18 protein-coding genes and 1 other RNA gene are annotated in these 18,814 nt (G+C 69.8%); 8 read left to right on the top strand and 11 right to left on the bottom strand.

Going from position 1 to position 18,814, the window contains the following annotated elements; all coding sequences use genetic code 11:
• Positions 1–92: 92 nt before the first annotated feature.
• Both FNF32_RS12315 and FNF32_RS12320 read left to right on the top strand, forming a co-directional pair.
• Positions 93–911, top strand: coding sequence for a TIGR00282 family metallophosphoesterase (locus FNF32_RS12315; protein ID WP_131674892.1), 819 nt, complete (start codon positions 93–95; stop codon positions 909–911).
• Between the two features lie 145 nt (positions 912–1,056).
• A complete protein-coding gene (locus FNF32_RS12320; RefSeq protein ID WP_143796671.1) occupies positions 1,057–2,835 on the top strand; it encodes an SLC13 family permease in 1,779 nt (592 codons plus the stop codon).
• A 4-nt stretch (positions 2,836–2,839) separates the two neighbouring features.
• Here the strand turns inward: FNF32_RS12320 and olsA are convergent, their stop codons facing one another.
• The 3 genes from olsA to FNF32_RS12335 all read right to left on the bottom strand — a co-directional run bounded on the left by olsA (position 2,840) and on the right by FNF32_RS12335 (position 4,930).
• Positions 2,840–3,751 (bottom strand): lyso-ornithine lipid O-acyltransferase, encoded by a 912-nt coding sequence (gene olsA, locus FNF32_RS12325; RefSeq protein WP_143796672.1) that lies wholly within the window; start codon positions 3,749–3,751, stop codon positions 2,840–2,842.
• Positions 3,748–4,530: an L-ornithine N(alpha)-acyltransferase gene (olsB, locus tag FNF32_RS12330; protein ID WP_143796673.1), complete on the bottom strand. Its 783-nt coding sequence runs from the start codon at positions 4,528–4,530 to the stop codon at positions 3,748–3,750. The genes olsA and olsB overlap by 4 nt, the downstream gene beginning before the upstream one ends.
• 175 nt (positions 4,531–4,705) lie before the next feature.
• Positions 4,706–4,930 (bottom strand): DUF3553 domain-containing protein, encoded by a 225-nt coding sequence (locus FNF32_RS12335; RefSeq protein ID WP_143796674.1) that lies wholly within the window; start codon positions 4,928–4,930, stop codon positions 4,706–4,708.
• Between the two features lie 102 nt (positions 4,931–5,032).
• On the opposite strand from FNF32_RS12335, the gene FNF32_RS12340 reads away from it, so the two are divergent.
• On the top strand, positions 5,033–5,632 hold the full coding sequence (locus FNF32_RS12340) for a histidine phosphotransferase family protein (RefSeq protein ID WP_246087826.1): 600 nt from the start codon (positions 5,033–5,035) through the stop codon (positions 5,630–5,632).
• Positions 5,633–5,654: 22 nt separating this feature from the next.
• Here FNF32_RS12340 and FNF32_RS12345 read toward each other — a convergent pair whose 3' ends face one another.
• A complete protein-coding gene (locus FNF32_RS12345) occupies positions 5,655–6,926 on the bottom strand; it encodes a glutamate-5-semialdehyde dehydrogenase (protein ID WP_131674027.1) in 1,272 nt (423 codons plus the stop codon).
• A gap of 92 nt (positions 6,927–7,018) precedes the next feature.
• Here FNF32_RS12345 and FNF32_RS12350 point away from each other — a divergent pair, with 92 nt between their 5' ends.
• A complete protein-coding gene (locus FNF32_RS12350) occupies positions 7,019–7,480 on the top strand; it encodes a DUF1203 domain-containing protein (protein ID WP_131674026.1) in 462 nt (153 codons plus the stop codon).
• Here FNF32_RS12350 and FNF32_RS12355 read toward each other — a convergent pair.
• Together FNF32_RS12355 and ssrA are read right to left on the bottom strand one after the other, a co-directional pair.
• A complete protein-coding gene (locus FNF32_RS12355; RefSeq protein ID WP_131674025.1) occupies positions 7,477–8,139 on the bottom strand; it encodes a glutathione S-transferase in 663 nt (220 codons plus the stop codon). The two genes, FNF32_RS12350 and FNF32_RS12355, sit on opposite strands and share 4 nt — an antisense overlap.
• An 89-nt stretch (positions 8,140–8,228) precedes the next feature.
• Positions 8,229–8,583, bottom strand: a transfer-messenger RNA (tmRNA) gene (ssrA, locus tag FNF32_RS12360).
• A gap of 69 nt (positions 8,584–8,652) precedes the next feature.
• Here ssrA and FNF32_RS12365 point away from each other — a divergent pair.
• The gene (locus FNF32_RS12365; protein ID WP_131674023.1) at positions 8,653–9,000 is read left to right on the top strand and encodes an ethanolamine utilization protein; all 348 of its coding nucleotides are present in this window, start codon (positions 8,653–8,655) and stop codon (positions 8,998–9,000) included.
• Positions 9,001–9,034: 34 nt separating this feature from the next.
• On the opposite strand, the gene FNF32_RS12370 is transcribed toward FNF32_RS12365, so the two are convergent.
• The 3 genes from FNF32_RS12370 to FNF32_RS12380 form a co-directional block, all read right to left on the bottom strand.
• On the bottom strand, positions 9,035–9,907 hold the full coding sequence (locus tag FNF32_RS12370) for a class I SAM-dependent methyltransferase (RefSeq protein ID WP_131674022.1): 873 nt from the start codon (positions 9,905–9,907) through the stop codon (positions 9,035–9,037).
• A 28-nt stretch (positions 9,908–9,935) separates the two neighbouring features.
• Positions 9,936–11,048 (bottom strand): TRAP transporter substrate-binding protein, encoded by a 1,113-nt coding sequence (locus FNF32_RS12375; protein ID WP_131674021.1) that lies wholly within the window; start codon positions 11,046–11,048, stop codon positions 9,936–9,938.
• 109 nt (positions 11,049–11,157) lie between these two features.
• Positions 11,158–12,222, bottom strand: a complete 1,065-nt coding sequence (locus FNF32_RS12380; protein ID WP_131674020.1) for an ABC transporter substrate-binding protein — start codon at positions 12,220–12,222, stop codon at positions 11,158–11,160.
• A 375-nt stretch (positions 12,223–12,597) separates the two neighbouring features.
• Here FNF32_RS12380 and FNF32_RS12385 point away from each other — a divergent pair, with 375 nt between their 5' ends.
• Positions 12,598–13,107, top strand: a complete 510-nt coding sequence (locus FNF32_RS12385) for a CarD family transcriptional regulator (RefSeq protein WP_131674019.1) — start codon at positions 12,598–12,600, stop codon at positions 13,105–13,107.
• A gap of 54 nt (positions 13,108–13,161) precedes the next feature.
• On the opposite strand, the gene FNF32_RS12390 is transcribed toward FNF32_RS12385, so the two are convergent.
• Together FNF32_RS12390 and FNF32_RS12395 are read right to left on the bottom strand one after the other, a co-directional pair.
• On the bottom strand, positions 13,162–14,406 hold the full coding sequence (locus tag FNF32_RS12390; protein ID WP_246087827.1) for an MFS transporter: 1,245 nt from the start codon (positions 14,404–14,406) through the stop codon (positions 13,162–13,164).
• A gap of 90 nt (positions 14,407–14,496) precedes the next feature.
• Positions 14,497–15,882 carry a dipeptidase gene (locus FNF32_RS12395; RefSeq protein WP_131674018.1) on the bottom strand — a complete coding sequence of 462 codons (1,386 nt, stop codon included), beginning with the start codon at positions 15,880–15,882 and terminating at the stop codon, positions 14,497–14,499.
• Positions 15,883–16,043: 161 nt separating this feature from the next.
• On the opposite strand from FNF32_RS12395, the gene hemA reads away from it, so the two are divergent.
• A complete protein-coding gene (gene hemA / locus FNF32_RS12400; RefSeq protein WP_131674017.1) occupies positions 16,044–17,273 on the top strand; it encodes a 5-aminolevulinate synthase in 1,230 nt (409 codons plus the stop codon).
• Between the two features lie 113 nt (positions 17,274–17,386).
• On the top strand, positions 17,387–18,751 hold the full coding sequence (locus FNF32_RS12405; protein WP_131674033.1) for a helix-turn-helix domain-containing protein: 1,365 nt from the start codon (positions 17,387–17,389) through the stop codon (positions 18,749–18,751).
• Positions 18,752–18,814: the final 63 nt, after the last annotated feature.

The following is an 18,814-nucleotide window of genomic DNA, read 5'->3' on the forward strand; positions in this document are numbered from 1 at the left end:
GCAAGCGACGCGGCCCCGGATCGGCGGCGCGCCCCCATGGCGGTCGGCGCGGGTCGTGGACGCCGCGACCGCCGCGTTCTAAGGTCGCGGCCATGAAGATACTGTTCCTTGGCGACGTCATGGGCCGCAGCGGCCGCCGCGCAATCACCGAACGGCTGGGGGCGCTGAAATCGCGCCTCAGGGCCGACTTCGCGATCGTGAACGGCGAGAATGCGAGCGGCGGCACCGGGCTGACCGCCGGCCACGCGAAGCTTCTGCTGGATGCGGGCGCCGACTGCGTGACGCTGGGCGACCACGCCTTCGACCAGAAGGACATGCTGGCCTTCATCGACGGCGAGCCCCGCGTGCTGCGTCCCCTCAACTTCGCGCGCGAGGCGCCGGGGCGCGGCCACCGCGTCTTTCAGGACGCGCGCGGGCGCAAGATCCTCGTCCTGCAGGCGCTCGGGCAGGTGTTCATGAAGCGGCCCTTCGACGATCCGTTCAGCGCGGTGGATGCGGTTCTGCGCGCCCACCCGCCCGGCGGCATGGTGCAGGCCGCCGTCCTCGACATCCACGCCGAGGCGACGAGCGAGAAGATGGCGATGGGCCATTACTGCGACGGCCGCGCGAGCCTTGTCGTCGGCACCCACACCCACGTCCCCACCGCCGACGCGCAGGTGCTGCCGCGCGGCACCGCCTATCAAAGCGACGCGGGCATGTGCGGCGACTACGACAGCGTCATCGGCATGGACAAGGCCGAGCCGCTGCGCCGGTTCCTGACCGGCATGGGCCGCGACCGCTTCACCCCCGCCGAAGGGGAGGCGACGCTGTCGGGCGTGCTGGTCGTCACCGACGACCGCACCGGGCTTGCCACCACGATCGAGATGGTGCGCGACGGCGGCCGGCTGGCGCAGACCCATCCCGAGGGCTGACGGCGCGGCTGTGCCATCTGCGGCTGCGGGCCCAAGGCACGCCCCCGCCCATCTCCGGGGTTCACGCGAACTTGTCCCTCGCGGCATTTTCCGGCAAGGCAGCGCGGTCGCCCAAGACACACGCGGAAATTGAAACGGATCGCTGATGTTCGGAATCGCATTGCCCGGCGAATGGGGGGCGATCGCCTCGCTCGCCATCGTCGCGGTCACCTTCGTGCTGTTCGTACGCGAACGCCAGCCGCCCGAGGTGATCGCCATGGGCGCGGCCGCGCTGATGATGCTGCTGGGCCTGCTGCCCTATGACGAGGCGGTGGGGGCGCTGTCGAACTCGGCCCCGTGGACCATCGCGTTCATGTTCATCATCATGGGCGGGCTGCTGCGGACCGGCGCGCTGGACGTGCTGTCGCGCAAGGTCGCGGACCACGCGGAAGAACGGCCGATCCTCACCATCTGCGCGCTGTTCGTCGTGGTGGCGGTCGCGTCGGGGGTGATGAACAACACGCCCGTGGTGGCCGTGATGATCCCGATCGTGATCCAGGTCGCGGGCCGCGCCGGCATCTCGCCCAGCAAGCTGCTGATCCCGCTAAGCTATTTCACCATCATGGGCGGGATGCTGACGCTGATCGGGACCTCGACCAACCTTCTGGTGGACGGCGTCGTCCAGAAGCAGGGGCTGGAACCGTTCGGCATCTTCGACATCCTGCCCGTGGGGCTTGCCGTCACGGTGGCCGGGGCCGCGTTCATGGCGCTGGTCGGCCATCGGCTGCTGCCCGACCGGACGAACATGTCGGGGTTCCTGACCAACCGGGCCGAGATGAAATACTTCACCGAGGTCGCGATCCCCGAGGACAGCGGCATCGTCGGCATGAACGTAGGCGACGTGAAGATGTTCAAGCGCGACGCCGTGCGGGTCATCGACGTGCTGCGCGGCGACGCCTCGCTTCGCCGCGACATGGACCGCGTCGTGCTTGAGCCGGGCGACCGCGTGGTCCTGCGGTCGGAACTGGCCGACCTCCTGGAGATGCAGGAAAACAAGGACCTGCGCGCGCTGGACAAGCTGTCCTCGGTTGAAACGCAGCTGGTCGAGGTGCTGATCTCGCCCGGCGCGCGGATGATCGGGCGGCGGCTGGGCGACCTGCGGCTACGGCGGCGCTATGGCGTGTATCCGATCGCCGCGCATCGCCGGAACCAGAACATCGGCCGCCAGCTGGACGACCTGGAAATCCGCGTCGGCGACACGCTGCTCCTGGAAGGCGCGCCGCAGGACATCGCCCGCCTGGTGTCCGACATGGACCTCACGGGCGTGACCCACCCCTCGGCCAAGCCGTTCCGCCGCCGCCACGCGCCCATCGCGGCGGTGGCGCTGCTGGCGGTCGTGGTGCTGGCGGCGTTCGACGTGGCCCCGATTCTCGCGCGGTCGTTCATGGCCTCGGCGGTGATCCTGCTCACGGGCTGCGTCGATACCGACGAGGCGTTCGACTTTGTCGAGGCGCGGCTGCTGGCCATGATCTTCGCGATGCTGGCGATCGGGGGCGCGCTGGAACATACCGGGGCGGTCCAGCTGGTCGTGGACGTGATCGCGCCCTACCTGCAGGGCCTGTCGCCGTTCTGGACGTTGTTCTGCGTCTATTTTCTGGGCCTGTTTCTGACCGAGGTGCTGTCGAACAACGCCGTCGCGGTGATCCTGACGCCGATCGCGATCCAGCTGGCGATCCAGCTTGGCCACGATCCCCGGCCCTTCATCGTCGCGGTGATGTTCTCGGCCTCGGTCGCGTTTGCGACGCCCATCGGCTACCAGACGCACATGATGGTCTATGGCCCGGGCGGTTACCGCTTCAGCGATTTCCTGCGGGTGGGGATCCCGCTCGACATCGTGACGGGCGTGGTGGCTTGCCTCGCGATCCCGCTGTTCTGGCCGCTCTGAGCGGTCAGGCGTCCAGCGCGCCGCGCACCGCCGCTTCGGACCGGGCCGACAGCGTCTTGCGGCTTTCGCCCGCGACCGGGATCGGCGGGTGCAGCGTCACCGCGACGCGCCCCGGCCAAGGCTCGGCCAGCACCGCCAGCAGATGCGGCCCCAGCGCCATGTCGTTCCACCAGCCGTAGAAGCTTTCGTCGCGCCCGCGCGGCGCGTGGTAGCTGGCGGTCACCGGCTGGATCGCCAGCCCCTGCGGCAGGCCGGGGTCGAGGAACGCCTGAAACAGCGTCGGCTTGAACGGCAGCACGCGGCGGCCGTCGGTGCTGGTGCCTTCGGGAAAGAACAGCAGCCGGTGGCCCGCGCGGGTACGGGCGGCGAACTCGTCCGCCTGTTGCCGCGCGAGACGCGGGTCGCGGGTGACGAAGTGGGTGTTCGTGACCCGCGTCAGGATGTTGATGCCGGGCCAGCCCGCGACCTCGGCCTTGCTGACGAAGAACACGGGCATCGCGGCATTGAGGACGAGGATGTCGAGCCAGCTGGAATGGTTCGCCACCGCCGCGCCCGGCCCCGTCATCGGCGTGCCGCGGCGTCGCCAGCCGATGCCCATGCACCACAGGCTGAGCCGGCAGACTCCCTGCACCCACGGTCCCGTCACCGGGCGGCGGGGGCCGCTGAACACCCGCTCGACCGCGCGCAGCGGCAGGATCAGAAGGACGCCGATCAGCAGGACCGACACCACGGCCGCGCCGCGCGTGGCGATTAGCACCCAGCCCAGCGGCCCGATCCGCGGCAGCGGCGGCGGCACCCGGCCGCGCCAGGGGCCGCCCTGGCGGCCGGGCGCGGGGGCCGCGGCATGGGGCGCGGGTTCCGCCGCGCCCGCCCCCGTCCGGGAGGTGGCTTGCGGCCCGGTGTCGCGGACGCTCATGGCTCGGTCCCGCGCACCTCGTAGAAGCGGCGATGACGGTCCGACATCGCTTGCGTGTCCATCAGCAGCAGCACGTCGGTGGTGTTGAACGCCTGGTCAAGGAACGCGCCCTCGCCCACGACGCCCCCCAGCCGCAGATAGGCCTTGATGAGCGCGGGCATCGACCGCAGCGCCTGCCGGCGGTCCAGATCGGCGTCGGGGATCAGGTCCATCGCCCGATAGCCCTGCGGCAGCGCCGTGGGGCGGATGGCCGCCGGGGCAAGGTGGTTGTGATGCAGAAGCGACAGCGCGGGCGCCAGCGGCGCAAGGTCGGTGCCGTGGAAGCTTGCGACGCCGAACAGGATCTCGATCCGGTTCACCTGGACATAGTCGGCCAGCGCGTTCCAAAGCAGATACATCCCCGACCCGCCGCGATGGGTCGGATCGACGCAGGACCGGCCCAGTTCCAGCAGGCTGCGCCCGCATGCCTTGAGGCGCGATAGGTCGTATTCGGAATCGCAGTAGAATCGGCCGAAGGCGCGCGCCCGGTCGCCCGGCATCAGGCGATAGACGCCCACGACATGATCGAGCGTGGCCGGGTCGCGGCGCCGGTCCACGAGGACGAGGTGGTCCACCACCTCGTCGAACTCGTCGCGTTCCAGACCGGCCTGATGATCGACCATCGCCCCGTCGCCGCCCAGCTCGCTGACGAACACGCGATACCGCAGCCGCTGCGCCGACAGCAGATCCTCGGCCGTGGTCGCAAGGCGGATGTCGTACCACGAGCTGTCTGGCGTCATCAGCGCATCCCCTGGGCGTGGAACCCGGCGCGCGTGACGGGCGGCCGGACCCTCGTTCCGGCGTTCCTAGGGTCACAGCGCCGGCATTGCAACATCGCAGGGGTAGGGCGGTCGCGGCCGCTGCCTGCGCCGACAGCCCGCCCGGCGCGCAGGCTGCATAGGCCAGACAGGCGAGTCACGGATGCTTGACGCCCGCAGGGGTTGAATTAAGGTCAGGCTCCATGTCCGTTCCCCCGACCACCAGCTGCAGTTGCACCCGCGATCCTTCGACGACCTGCTTCCCCGCCTCGGCGAAGTTGACGACGACGCGGTTGCCGGTCCGCAACTGCACCTGGCCCACGCCCCAATCGGGCGCACCGGGGTGACGGACCCACATCCCAGGCTCCAGGATCTCGTTCATGACCGTCTCCGCTTCCGTGACCTTCGGCCGCTTCGGCCGGAAGGCTAGTTCGCCATGAACGCGCCGGCCAGCCCCCGTCATCCGTGCATCCCTGCGGAACGGATGGCGGCGCTTGTCGCGTCGCGCCTGTGCCACGACCTCGTCTCGCCGCTGGGCGCGATCGGCAACGGCGTCGAACTGATCGAGATGGGCGGCCAGCCGACGCCCGCGCAGTCGCCCGAAATGCAGCTGATCGCGGACAGCGTCGCCTCGGCCCGCGCGCGCATCCGGGTGTTCCGGGTGGCGTTCGGCGCGACCGCGCCGGACCAGCGGATGTCGGTGGCCGATCTGGCCGCTCTGGTCCGCGACATGGGCCAGGACAGCCGGCTGCACCTGCAGCTGGACGCCACCGGCGACCTGCCCCGGACCGAGGCGCGGATGATCCTGCTGGCGGTGATGTGCCTTGACACGGCGCTGCCCTGGGGCGGGCGGGTGCTGATCTGCCGCGGCGCGCAGGGCTGGCGGCTGGTGGCCGAGGCCGACCGAACCCGCCCCGCCCCCGACCTGTGGGCGTGGCTGACCCCCCAGTGCCAAGGCGTGGGCCCCCTGGAGGAGCCGCAGCCGTCGGCGGTGCAGTTCGCGCTGCTCAACGCCCATGCGGCGGCCGCGCGCCGCCCACTGGCGGGCGAGATGGACGAGAACGGGGCCGAAATCTCGTTCTGAACGGGTGGCCGGGCGGGCGCGGCTAGGGCCGGATCGTGCCGTCGCCGGTGACGAGATACTTGAAGCTCGTCAGCTGCTCGGCGCCGACCGGGCCGCGCGCGTGGATCTTGCCTGTGGCGATCCCGATCTCGGCCCCCATCCCGAACTCGCCGCCATCGGCGAACTGGGTCGAGGCGTTGCGGATCAGGATCGCCGAATCGAGCTGGCGGAAGAAATGATCGGCCGCCGCGTCATCCTCGGTCAGGATCGCCTCGGTGTGGCCCGAGCCGTGGCGGCGGATATGGGCGATCGCCTCGTCCACGCCGTCCACCAGCCTGACCGCGATGATCCGGTCCAGGAACTCGCGCCCGAAATCGTCGGGGGTCGCGGGCACGGTGCCTGGGATGCGGGCCAATTCGCCGTCCGCCCGCACCTCGACGCCCGCGTCCAGAAGGTCGCGCACCAGCACGTCGCCGTGCTGCGTGTAGAAGCGCCAGTCGATCAGCAGGCATTCGGCCGCGCCGCAGACGCCGGTGCGGCGGGTCTTGGCGTTGACGACGACGCGGCGGGCTTTCTCCAGGTCGGCGGTGGCGCCCGCATAGACGTGGCAGATGCCTTCGAGATGAGCGAAGACCGGCACCCGCGCCTCGGACTGGACGAGGCTCACAAGGCTTTTGCCGCCGCGCGGGATGATGACGTCGATCAGCCCCTGCGCGCGCAGCATCGCCCCCACGGCGGCGCGGTCGCCGATCGGCACCATCTGGATCGCCGCCTCGGGCAGGCCCGCCTGCCGCAGCCCCGCGACCATGCAGTCGTGGATCAGCGCCGAGGAATGGATCGAATCCGACCCGCCGCGCAGAATGACGGCGTTCCCCGACTTCACCGCCAGCGCGCCCGCATCGGCGGTCACGTTGGGACGGCTTTCGTAGATCACGCCCAGCACCCCCAGCGGCGTCGCCACGCGCTGGATGTGCAGCCCGTTCGGCCGGTCCCATTCGGCCAGCACCCGGCCCACCGGATCGGGCTGTTCGGCAACCGTCCGCAACCCCTCGGCAATGGCGCGGATGCGCGAGGGGTCCAGCGTCAGTCGGTCGATCATCGCGGCGGACAGGCCCTTCGCCCCGGCATTCACCAGATCCTCGGCGTTGGCGTCGAGGATGGCGTTCTCGCGCGCCGCGATCTCGTGCGCGGCGCCGATCAGGGCGGCGTATTTGCGTTCGGACCCGGCGGTGGCCAGCACCTGCGCCGCCTCGCGCGCGGCGGCGCCCATGCGGGCGATCAGGTCGTCGGCGGTCTCGGGCGACTTGTCGAGCATGGACGCGGCCTTTCGAATGTCACGCCCGATCGGCGTCTGCGGGGAAGGTTCCGTGGTCGCATATGGGGGACGGAAACGAAAGAGGAAGCCCGATGATCCGCTTTATCCCCTTGCAGACGGCGCTGGTCGAACGCTGGCGCGCAGGCGGGGCCGACGATTACGGCCTTGCCCCCGAACGCGCGGTGTCGGACGGCGACGGGATCCCGTGCCGGCATTGCCTCAAGGTCACGCCGGCGGGGGCGGGCTACCTGATCGTCGGGCACCGGCCTTTTGCGGGGCTGAACCCCTATACCGAAACCGGGCCGATCTTCGTCTGCGCCGCCTGTGAACGGGCCGGGGAAACCGGCGCGCTGCCCCCGATGCTCACATCGCCCGGCTACATCGTGCGCGGCTATTCGGATGCCGAGCGGATCGTCTATGGCACCGGCGGCGTCGTTCCCACGCAGGACGTGCCTGCGCGGTGCGAGGAACTGCTGGCGCGCGCCGACATCGCGTTCGTCCACGTCCGGTCCGCCAGCAACAACTGCTTCCAGGTCCGGGTGGACCGCGCCTAGCTCGCCGTCGCGCCGCTGAAATCCGCGCCGCCCGCCGTCAGGGCGCGCTGATAGGCCGGGCGGGCGTGGATGCGGGAAAGCCAGTCGGCGGTCGCCGGGCGGCTGGTGCTGCCGCGCAGGTGCGCCATCTCGACCGGATAGCTCATCATCACGTCGGCGGCGGTGAAGCGGTCGCCGGCGAACCAGCCGCCTTGCGCCAGCGTATCCTCCCAGAACGCCAGCAGGCGTTTCATGTCGGGGTCGAGCCATGCCTTGTTCAGCCCGCCCACGATCATCCGCGCGATCGGGCGGACGAACATCGGAACCTGCGACGGCACGACCGACAGCGCGAACTTGGTCACCAGCGGCGGCATCGCCGAGCCTTCGGCGAACTGCAGCCAGTAGCGGACGCGGTCGCCGGTATCCGTCCCCTCGGGCGGCAGCAGGTCGGTGCCGCGCGCCAGCTGCTCGATGATGAAGCCGGTTTCCGCCAGCACCTTGCCGTCGCGTTCCACCAGCGGCGCCTTGCCCAGCGGGTGCAGGCGCTTCAGGCTTTCGGGCGCCAGCTTGGTCCCGGGATTGCGGGCGTGATGTTCGATCCGGTAGGGCAGGCCAAGCTCCTCGGCCAGCCAGATGACCCGCTGCGAGCGGCTTTCGTTCAGGTGGTGGATGGTCAGCATCTCGGCCCTCCGCGCTGTGCAGGCGATGCGTGGCACGGCGCGCCCGCGATGGAAAGCGCGGCGTTGCGGCACATTGGCAAAGGGGAAGAAGTGCAGGCTTCTGTTGCCAGGTGCCTGCGAACCCCGCCTTACGCGGCTAAGCGCAAGGACTTAGGTTTCGATAACTCGAACTGCTTACGCAGCCAGAGCCACCGGAGCACGGTTGTCGTTGGCAACTGTACTTTTTGCACCGATAACGGTGGTAGCTCACCGAGACAAAGCAAACAGCTTTAGGCGTTCGTCGATCCTGTTTCGACCCCATTCGCCCCCAACGAGGGATGTCTGGTGGAGTCGCCGGGTACCGCCCCCGGGTCCGATCCGATTATTACCTGCGCGTTTATGTCCATAGTCGGGGCGAACCCCGACAGCGCAGATGTAGGACGCCGCGCGGGCGCTGACAAGGGCGGCGCGCGGGCCGCGAACCCGCAAGCGCGGCCGGGCGTTGATCCGGACCAGCAGCAAAGGATTCTCGGCATGGTCAAGCGGTTCACGGTCGCCGACGCGGCGTTCGAGCGATCCCCCGGGCAGGACGGCGAGGTGTTCGCGGCGAACATGGTCGATCAGCGCCACGGCGGCCCGATCACGATCGGCTATGGCCGTTACGGGCCCGATCAGGAACTGGCAGAAACGATGGCCGTGGACGACGTGATTGTGGTGCTGGAAGGGCGGCTGTCGGTCACCGGCAGCGCGGGCACGGTGACGGTCGGGCCGGGTGAGATCATCTACATGCCCAAGGGCGAGAAGGTCACGATCCGCTCGCACGAGCAGGGCGCGGTCACGGCCTATGTCACCTATCCCCACTGGCAGGAAGCGCGGGACTGACGGTGCGCGCGCGCGGGCGCGCCACCGTCTTTGGTCAGCCGGGCTTCACCGCCGAGTAGATCACGATGCCCGCCGGCACCCGGATCCCGTCGGCGGTCGCAAAAGGGGCGAGCGCGTCGCTCAGGTCTTTCGCTATCGCCTCGCGGTCCGCGTCGGTGCCGCGGTCCCGCAGCATCCGCGACACGGGCCCAATGCGGGTCATTAGGTCCGTGACCGCCCGCACCCCGCCGGGGTGATGCATGTCCACTTGCAGGGGCGTGGCCCGTTCGTCCCGGAACCCGGCGGCCGCGAACATCGGCAGGACCCGGCCCGGATCGCGAAGCGCCATCGGGCCGGGCGCGTCCGGGTCGCCCGGCGGGTCCGCGCCCAGCCGCGCCTCGGCCACGCGCTTGGGCAGCGCGAACCACGGGTTCGAGGCGACGCCCTGCCAGACCGCGAACGCGGCCCGCCCGCCCGGCCGCAGGGCCGCGTGGATGTTGCGGAAAGCGGCCACCGTGTCGTCGAAGAACATGACCCCGAAGCGCGACACCGCAAGGTCGAACCGCCCGGGCGGAAAGTCCTGCACCTGCGCGTCGCCCAGCTCGAACCTGACCTGCCCGCCCCCGCCGGCAGGGTCGGCATTGGCGCCTGCGCCTACGGCGGCGCGCGCCCGCGCGATCAGCGGCGCGGATATGTCGAGGCCCAGCACCTGTCCGCCCGGCCCGACGGCGCGCGCCAGCGCAAGGGTCGATGCGCCCGCGCCGCAGCCGATGTCCAGCACCACCTCGCCCGGCTGCGGGTCCGCCGCCTCAAGCAGGCGCTGGCCCGCTTGCGCGCCGACCTGGTCGAGATCGGGCTGGAAATCCACCCAGACCTGCCCGCCGCCGCCGTTCCAGAACTCTGCCTGTTCGCCGTTGGGTGCGGTCATCGCCCGGTTCCCTTCAGTCCGTGGCCTTTCAGCCCGCCGCAGCCTGCGCCGAGGTGAAGTAGTCGTAGGGAAGCTCGGCCACCCGCAGCCATTGCTGCTGCCGGGTCCAGTAGGCCGACCAGTGGTCGTAGATGCGGCGGAAGTTCTCGTTCGACGCGGCGTATTCGGCGTAAAGCTTGCGCGATTCCGCGAAGGCGGCCGTCAGCACCTCGTCCGGGAACGCGCGCAGCTGTGCGCCCGCGCCGATCAGCCGCAGCAGCGCGTCGGGGTTGCCGTTGTCGTACTTGGCCACCGAATGCAGCAGCGTTTCCGCGCAGGCGGCTTCCAGCGCGGCCTGAAAATGCGGCGGCAGCGCGTTCCAGCGGTCGAGGTTGATGTAAAGGCCGACGTTCGCGCACCCCTCCCACCAGCCGGGATAATAGTAGTAGGGGGCGACGCGCTGGAACCCCAGCTTCTCGTCGTCGAGCGGGCCCGAGAATTCGGCCGCGTCGATGGTGCCGCGTTCCAGCGCCGCGTAGATGTCGCCGCCCGCGATCTGCTGCGGGACGACGCTCAGCCGCGACAGGATCGTGCCGCCCAGGCCCGCGATACGCAGCTTGAGGCCGTTCAGGTCGGCGAGCGACCCGATCTCGCGCCGGTACCAGCCGCCCATCTGCGCGCCGGTGTTGCCCGACGGGATGGTGCGGACGTTGGACGAGGCGATGAAATCGTTCAGCAGGTCCAGCCCGCCGCCGTACATCAGCCAGGCGTTCTGCTGGCGCGTGTTCATCCCGAAGGGCAGGGCGGTGTCGAAGCCCCAGGTCGGGTCCTTGCCGATGTTGTAGCTGCCCAGCGTGTGCGCGCATTCGACCGTGCCGTCGCTGACCGCGTCGAGCGCCTGCAGGCCCGGCACCAGCTCTCCGGCCGCGAAGGGCTGGATGGTGAAGCCGCCGTCCGTCATCTCGGCGATGCGGCGGGAAAGCTGCTCGGAGATGCCGAACAGCGTCTCGAGGCTTTTGGGATAGCTCGACGTCAGCCGCCAGCTGACGGTCGGCTGTGCTTGCGCCAGCGCGGGCGCGGCCAACATCGTCGTGGCCACCGAGGCGGCGATCGTGGCGGCGGAACCGACCCCGGCGGTTGACAGGAAATCGCGGCGCTTCATCTGTTCGCTCCCTCGGGCCTGGGCCCGCGCGGCGGCAGATGGCCCGCGCGGGCGGCGGTCGTGGTGATGGCGCGCGGCGATGTGTCCGCCGCGCGCCGCGGGCGTCGGGTCAGAAGCCCGCCTTGATCTTTTCGAACTCGGCCAGCTGGCGTTCGCGCTGGGCCGGGTCGTTCGGGGTCTGCGCCAGCAGCGGCACGCTGACCGGGCCAAGGCCCGCGACGACGCGCGGGTCGTCCTTGACCAGCTCCATCCCCGCCTTGGTCGTGTGGCCGTAGCCCACCACGTCCAGCACGCCTTGCGCCGCCGACGGGTCGAGCCAGGCGTTGATGAAGTCATAGACCTTGTCGTCGCTGCCCGGGCCGTCCTTCAGGTTCACGAAGCCGCAGAAGAAGGTCGAGCTGCCCTCGGCCGGGGCGCGCTGGAAGCCGACCGGGAAGTTCTCGGCCGCGAGCTGGGTCGGGCTGTCGTTCCACGACCACGCCACGTCCACGCCGCCCTGCGCCATCATCTGGTTCAGCGACGCGGGATCGGTCCAGTAGGCCTGCACGTTCTGGTGCGCCTTGCGCAGCCAGTCGGCGGCGGCCTTGAACTGGTCGTCCGTGACGGTGGTCCAGTCGGTCGTCCCGGTGGCCAGATACCCCAGCGCCCACACGTCGTCGGCGGAATCGGGCAGGCTGGTGCGGCCCTGATAGGCGGGGTTCACGAAGACCTGGAGGTTGGCCACGTCCTCGGCCGGGACGTTTTCGGTGTTGTAGGCGATGGCCGTCGCGCCCCAGTCGGTCGGGATGTACCAGACGCCCGCATCGTCCTTGAAGATCTGCGAGTCCAGGAACTGCGCGTCGATGTCGGCGAAGTTGGTGATTTTCGCGGTGTCCCACGGCTCGATCAGGCCGGCGTCGCGGTATTTCGACACCATCTGGCTGCACGGGTGCGCCACGTCGGCTTTGAAGCCCGAGGCGAGCTTCTGATAGGCCTCGTCGTCGTCGCCGTAGAACGCGAAGGTCGGCGCGTCGCCGTTCTTGTCGACATAGGTCTGGAAGATGCGCGGGTCCTCGAACCCGGACCAGTCGAACACGGTCAGGCCGGCGTCGGCGGCAAGGGCCGAGGTCGCCGTGATGGCGGGTGCGGCGGTCAGCAGGGCCAGCAGCATGGCCGTCGAACGAAGATGCGTCATGAAGTTTCCCTTGGATACGGCGGAAAAGGCGGCAGGCGAACGCTAACCGCCGCGGCGGCCGAACGACAAGATCGGAATCGCCGTGAAGCTTGCTGCGGCGGCCCCTGCGGACCGGCGGGCGGGGGCGCGTCCACGGACCAGACGCTACGGGATGTCAACCGATTTTCTTTGTTTCAGGCGCCGATTCGTGTTACAAGAATCGCACACAAGCCCGGTCCGACATGGCGGCTAGCCATTTCGGATCGGTCGGACTGCCCGGTCCTGCCGTCTGCCCGGCCGGACCTTTGCGACAAGATCAACAAGACCCGGGGCGGGGTGACCCGTCCGGGGCTTTTTGCGCCCGCTCCCCACGGGTGCCACCTGGAAGGATGACTGATGACGAAGACCAAGAAGAACGAATTCCGCCCCGATGATTTCGTCGTCTACCCGGCGCATGGCGTCGGTCGTATCGTGTCGATCGAGGAACAGGAAGTGGCCGGGCTGCGGCTGGAGATGTTCGTGATCTCGTTCGAAAAGGACAAGATGACCCTTCGCGTGCCGACCGCCCGCGCGACCGAGATCGGGATGCGCAGCCTCGCCTCGCCCGACATGGTGAACCGCGCGCTGGAAACGCTGAAGGGCAAGGCCCGCGTCAAGCGGGCGATGTGGTCGCGCCGCGCGCAGGAATACGAACAGAAGATCAACTCGGGCGACCTGCTGTCGATCGCCGAGGTCGTGCGCGACCTGCACCGCAGCGACGACCAGCGCGAGCAAAGCTATTCCGAGCGCCAGCTGTACGAAGCCGCGCTGGACCGCCTGACCCGCGAGGTCGCCGTGGTTAGCGGCATGGACGAGGGCGGCGCGCAGAAGAAGGTCGAGCTGGTCCTGACGTCCCGCGCGGCCTGATCGTCCCGTTCGATGAATGACGCGAAGGGTCGCCCACGGCGGCCCTTCAGCGTTTCAGGGCGCTGGCTCGGCTTGGGTCTGCGTTGCGGGCAGCAAAGGCCGCGACAGCGCGTCGCCCAGCCGCCGCCAGCTCGCCACCGTCAGCAGCGCGACGCCCGCCGCCGCGATCCAGAACGGCGCGGTCAGGGCAGTTTCGCGCGCGACCACAACCTCGAGCGCTCGCACCACCAGACCCGACAGCAGCAGCACGACCGGCATCATGCCCAACGCGAGCAGCCGGTAGGCGCTGTTGACGCGGCCCAGAAGCCCATTCGGCACGATCCGCTGCCGGCCTGTCACCGCCACGGTGTTCCAGACCATTCCGGCCGCCTCGAAGAACGCGAGCGTCAGCCCCAGTCGCCACGCATCGGGCGAAAGCGCGACCGCGGCGCAGGCCGGCGCAGTCGCGAGCAGCGACCATTGCGCCGCCCGGGCCGGGCCGATCGCACGCACCACCCGTTCGCCCGCCAGCGCGCCTGCGATCCCCCCGACCGCGCCCGCGCCAAGCACGAGCCCGTAGACCGACGAGGGCAGGCGCAGATTGTCCTGCACGTGCAGGACCAGCGCGATCGACAGCATCTGGAACAGCAGGTTCCACAGCCCCGTCACCCAGGCCAGCAGCATCAGCAGCGGCGATCCGCGCAGGAACGCGATCCCCTCGGCCAGTTCGGCCCGCCAGTCGTTCGCCTTGCGTGCAGGCGGTGCGGCGGGCGCCATGCCGCCCACGATCACCGCCGCCAGTGCATAGGCACCCACGTTGAAGGCGAACGGCAACGGCAGCGACGCGGCGACCAGCAGTGCCCCCAACGGTGGACCGGCAAGGGAATTGCCGATCATCTCGACGCTCCAAAGCCGTCCATTCGCCGATTCGAGCCGGGCGTCGGGAACGAGCGAGGGCAGCATCGTCTGGGCGGCGTTGTCGCGAAAAACCTCGGCCATCCCGACGACCGCCGCCGCAACCAGCAGCGCTGCGTAAGCCCACGGCGCAGACACGCCGTCCCGTGGTGGCGGCGCTAGCGGCATCGCCGACCAGAGCGCCGCCGCAACGGCCGCGAACGCCAGTGCGCGCAGAACGTCCATGCGGACGATCAGCACGCGCCGGTCCATCCGGTCCGCGACGATCCCCGCAGGCAGCGAAAACAGCACCCAGGGCATGCGGAGGGCCACGGCCGTCAGCGCGATCAGCAGCGGGTCGCGGGTCAGCAGCGACGCGGTCCACGACCAGGCAAGGACCGCCACCCCGTCGCCGAGGTTGGTCATTCCGCTTGCCGTGATGAAGCGCGCGACCGGCGGCATGCCGCGCCCGACTTCGCCCGACCGCATCACCCCGCCCGCATCATGCCGGAAACGTCACGCCAGCCGGGCCATGATCCGCGCCCAGCTGCGGGCGCCCTTGGCGAAGCTTTCGACGTTGTATTTCTCGTTCGGCGAATGGATCCGGTCGTCGTCGCGGCCAAAGCCGATCAGCATCGAATCCATCCCCAGGATCTCCTGGAAGTCGCCGCCGATCGGGATCGACCCGCCCGCGCCGATATAGGCGGCCTCGCGGCCCCATTCCTCGGACAGGGCCGCGCGGGCCGCTTGGAACGCGGGGTCCGACACGTCCATCCGGCTCGCGCCCGAATTGCCGTGCCCGTGGAACTCGACCGTGCAGTCGGCGGGTACGAAGCGGCGGACGTGGTCGCGCAGCGCCTCTCGCACGCGGTCGGGGTTCTGCCCGGCGACGAGGCGGCAGCTGACCTTTGCCCGCGCCTCGGCTGGCAGCACTGTCTTGAAGCCTTCGCCCGCGTAGCCGCCCGAGATGCCGTTGATCTCGAACGTGGGGCGCGCCCACACCATCTCAAGCCCGGTGCGGCCCTTTTCGCCGACCGGGTCCTTCAGGCCGACGCGCGACAGGAACTCGCTTGCGTCGAAGCCCAGGTCGTCCCAGTCGGCGCGAAGCTGGTTCGACAGCTCCTCGACGCCGTCGTAAAAGCCCGGCAGGGTCACGCGGCCCTGATCGTCCTTCATCGCCGCAAGCGCGTTGGCGAGGATCTGGATCGGGTTCGCGGCAAGGCCCCCGAAGCTGCCCGAATGCAGGTCGCGGTCGGCGGCGCGGATCACGATCTCGTCGCCCATCAGGCCGCGCAGCTGGGTTGTGATGGCGGGGCGGCCGTCGGCGTAAAGCGAGGTGTCGCAGATCAGCGCGAGGCTGGCGCGCAGCTCGTCCGCGTTTTCCGTCAGGAACGGGCGCAGGCTGGGCGAACCCGATTCCTCCTCGCCCTCGAACAGCAGGATCAGACCGGCTGGCACGGCGCCGTGGACTTCCTTCCACGCGCGCATCGCCTCGACGAAGGTCATCAGCTGGCCCTTGTCGTCGCAGGCGCCGCGGCCGCGGATGACCTGTCCCTGCGGCGTGTCCTCGACCTGGGCATCGAAGGGATCGCGGTCCCACAGGTTCAGCGGATCGACCGGCTGCACGTCGTAGTGGCCGTAGAACAGGATCGAGCGCGCCCCGCCCGGGGCCGACCGACCCACCACCATCGGCTGCCCGGTGGTGTCGCGGACCGCCGCCTCGAACCCCAGGTCCTGCAGCTGCGCGCACAGCCATTCGGCGGCGCGGCGGGTGTCTGCGTCGTGGGCAGGATCGGTCCCGACCGAGGGGATCCGGACGAAATCCTTCAGCCGTTCCAGCGCCTCGGGCAGGTTCGCGTCGAGCCGTTGAAGGACGTGGTCCAGCGCTGCGCCATCGTTCATAGTCCCGCCTTTCCAAGTATTTTCATCAGGTTCTCGCTGCGCCCATTGGTCGCAGAAATGATCTTTAGGGGTGTCAAACGCGCGCGTCGGCGCGTATCTAATGCCACCACGTTGGCGGTCGGACGATGATCGCACCCAGCCAAAGACGCAAGGGGACGCAGATGGACTACGATGCCGCGCTGGACGACGCGCTGGGCAGGCTTCACGACGAGGGCCGCTACCGCACGTTCATCGACATCGAGCGGCGCAAGGGCCGGTTCCCGCAGGCGGTCTGGACCCGCCCCGACGGGACCGAGCAGGAAATCACCGTCTGGTGCGGCAACGACTATCTGGGCATGGGCCAGCACCCGGTCGTGCTTGCGGCCATGCACGAGGCGCTTGACGCCGCCGGCGCGGGTTCGGGCGGCACCCGCAACATCTCGGGCACCACGGTCTATCACAAGCGGCTGGAACGCGAGCTTGCGGACCTGCACGCCAAGGAAGCGGCGCTGGTGTTCTCGTCCGCCTACATCGCCAACGACGCGACGCTGTCGACGCTGCAAAAGCTGCTGCCCGGCCTCGTGATCTATTCGGACGAGCTGAACCACGCCTCGATGATCGAGGGGATCAAGCGCGGGGGCGGGGCGAAGCGCGTTTTCCGCCACAACGACGTGGCCCACCTGCGCGAGCTTCTGGCCGCCGATGACCCGGACGCGCCGAAGCTGATCGCGTTCGAATCGATCTATTCCATGGACGGCGACGAGGGCCCGATCGGGGCGATCTGCGATCTCGCGGCCGAGTTCGGGGCGCTGACCTACCTGGACGAGGTTCATGCGGTCGGGATGTACGGCCCGCGCGGCGGCGGCGTGGCGGAACGCGACGGGCTGGCCGACCGGATCGACATCGTGAACGGCACGCTCGGCAAGGCGTTCGGCGTGTTCGGCGGCTACATCGCCGCGTCGGCGCGGATGTGCGACGCGATCCGCAGCTATGCGCCCGGCTTCATCTTCACCACCTCGATCCCGCCCGCGGTGGCGGCGGGGGCGGCGGCGTCGATCGCGTTCCTCAAGACGGCCGAAGGGCAGAAGCTGCGCGACGCGCAGCAGCTGCACGCGCGGATCCTCAAGATGCGGCTGCGGGGGCTTGGCCTGCCGATCGACGACCGGGGCACGCATATCGTGCCGGTGCATGTCGGCAACCCGGTGCACTGCAAGATGCTGTCGGACATGCTGCTGGCCGAGTTCGGCGTCTATGTGCAGCCGATCAACTTCCCCACCGTCCCGCGCGGGACCGAGCGGCTGCGCTTCACGCCGTCGCCGGTTCACGATGCGGCCCAGATCGACCGGCTGGTGCGGGCGATGGATGCGCTTTGGTCACGTTGTGCGCTGAATCGCGCCCACGCGGTCGCCTGATGCAATCAGCGGGTGTTCCGCTCTCGGCTGCGTGATAAGAATCCCTTAATGAAAATGTGTCAGATTCGCCGTTGGGGCGTTACTGGCTGACAGGTGTTATGGGACAGGCGCAGATGATCGGGATGCGGACAGAACGTCCGGCGAACGACAATTCCAGTGCGGTGCCTTCGGCCCCGCGCTTCGACGACTTTGAAATGCGCCTTGGCGACATGATGCGGGGCGAACGCGCCACGCTGGGCAAGTCGCTGCTGGACGTGCAGCGGGAACTGCGGATCCGCGCCAGCTACGTCGCCGCGATCGAGAATTGCGACATCTCGGCCTTCGACGCGCCCAGCTTCATCTCCGGCTACGTTCGGTCCTATGCCCGCTATCTTGGCATGGACACGGACTGGACCTTCCGCCGCTTCTGCGAGGAATCGGGGTTCCAGCCGACCCACGGCATGGCGCCGGCCGCGTCTGGCCCGCGTCCGCAGCGCCGCCCCTCGGACCCGGTCGAGGCGCTGGCGAACCCAAAGGCGCTGTTCATCCCGCAGCCCGAAAGCTTCTGGTCCAGCATCGAGCCGCGGGCCGTCGGATCGCTGATGGTCATGATTGCGCTGGCCGCGGCGCTGGGCTTTGGCGGCTGGTCGGTGCTGCAGGAAGTGCAGAAGGTCCGCCTGACCCCGTCCGACCAGTCGCCCGGCATCGTCGCGGCGCTGGACCCGGTGCAGGAAGTGCGCTCGCCGGAACTGGCGCAGGACACCGCCGCGGTGAGCCTGTCCCAGCCCGAGGCGCTGGACCGGCTGTACCGCCCGCAGGCGCTGGAAGCGCCGGTGATGACGCCGCGCGACGGCCCGATCGCCGCGATCGACCCGGGCCTGCCCGACCCGGCCGCCCCCGTCATCCAGACGGCGCAGGCGCCGGTCGAGGCGGTGCCCGCGCCGGGCGGGACGACAGGTGCCGGACCCGCCGCCGGCCAAGTCGCGGCGCTGCCGGGCAGCGTCGCGATGGCTTACGGGCCGCAGCTGCCGGCCTCGCCCGAGCAGGGCGTGCGCACGGTCGCGCTGGATACCGCGCAGCTGGAACTGCTGGCGGTGCGCCCGGCCTGGGTCCGGGTCAGCTCGACCGACGGCACCGTGATCCTGGAAAAGACGCTGGACGCGGGCGAACGCTTCCCCCTGCCCAAGCTGGAACAGGCGCCGGTGCTGCGCACGGGCAATTCCGGCGCGATCTACTTCGCGGTGAACGGCAAGACCTACGGGCCCGCCGCGCCGGGCCCGCAGGTGGTCAAGAACGTCGAGCTGTCGCCGTCGGCGCTGACCGCGCGCTATGCCGCGGCCGACCCGGCGCAGGACCCCGAACTGGCGCAGATGTTCGCCGTCGCCTCGGCCGCGCCGATGATGGGCGCGTCCGTCGACGAGGCGGTGGACGGTGCGGCCGACGCGGCGCAGCCGGGCGACACCGCGCGGCAGGACGCCGCCGGACTCAGGGAACCCTGAACGGCGGCGCCGCGCCCGCCACGGGCGGCGCCCTTGCGATCAGTCTTGCGCACGAATGGCCCC

The organism is Paracoccus marinus (assembly GCF_007018965.1).
Lineage (GTDB): Bacteria > Pseudomonadota > Alphaproteobacteria > Rhodobacterales > Rhodobacteraceae > Paracoccus > Paracoccus marinus.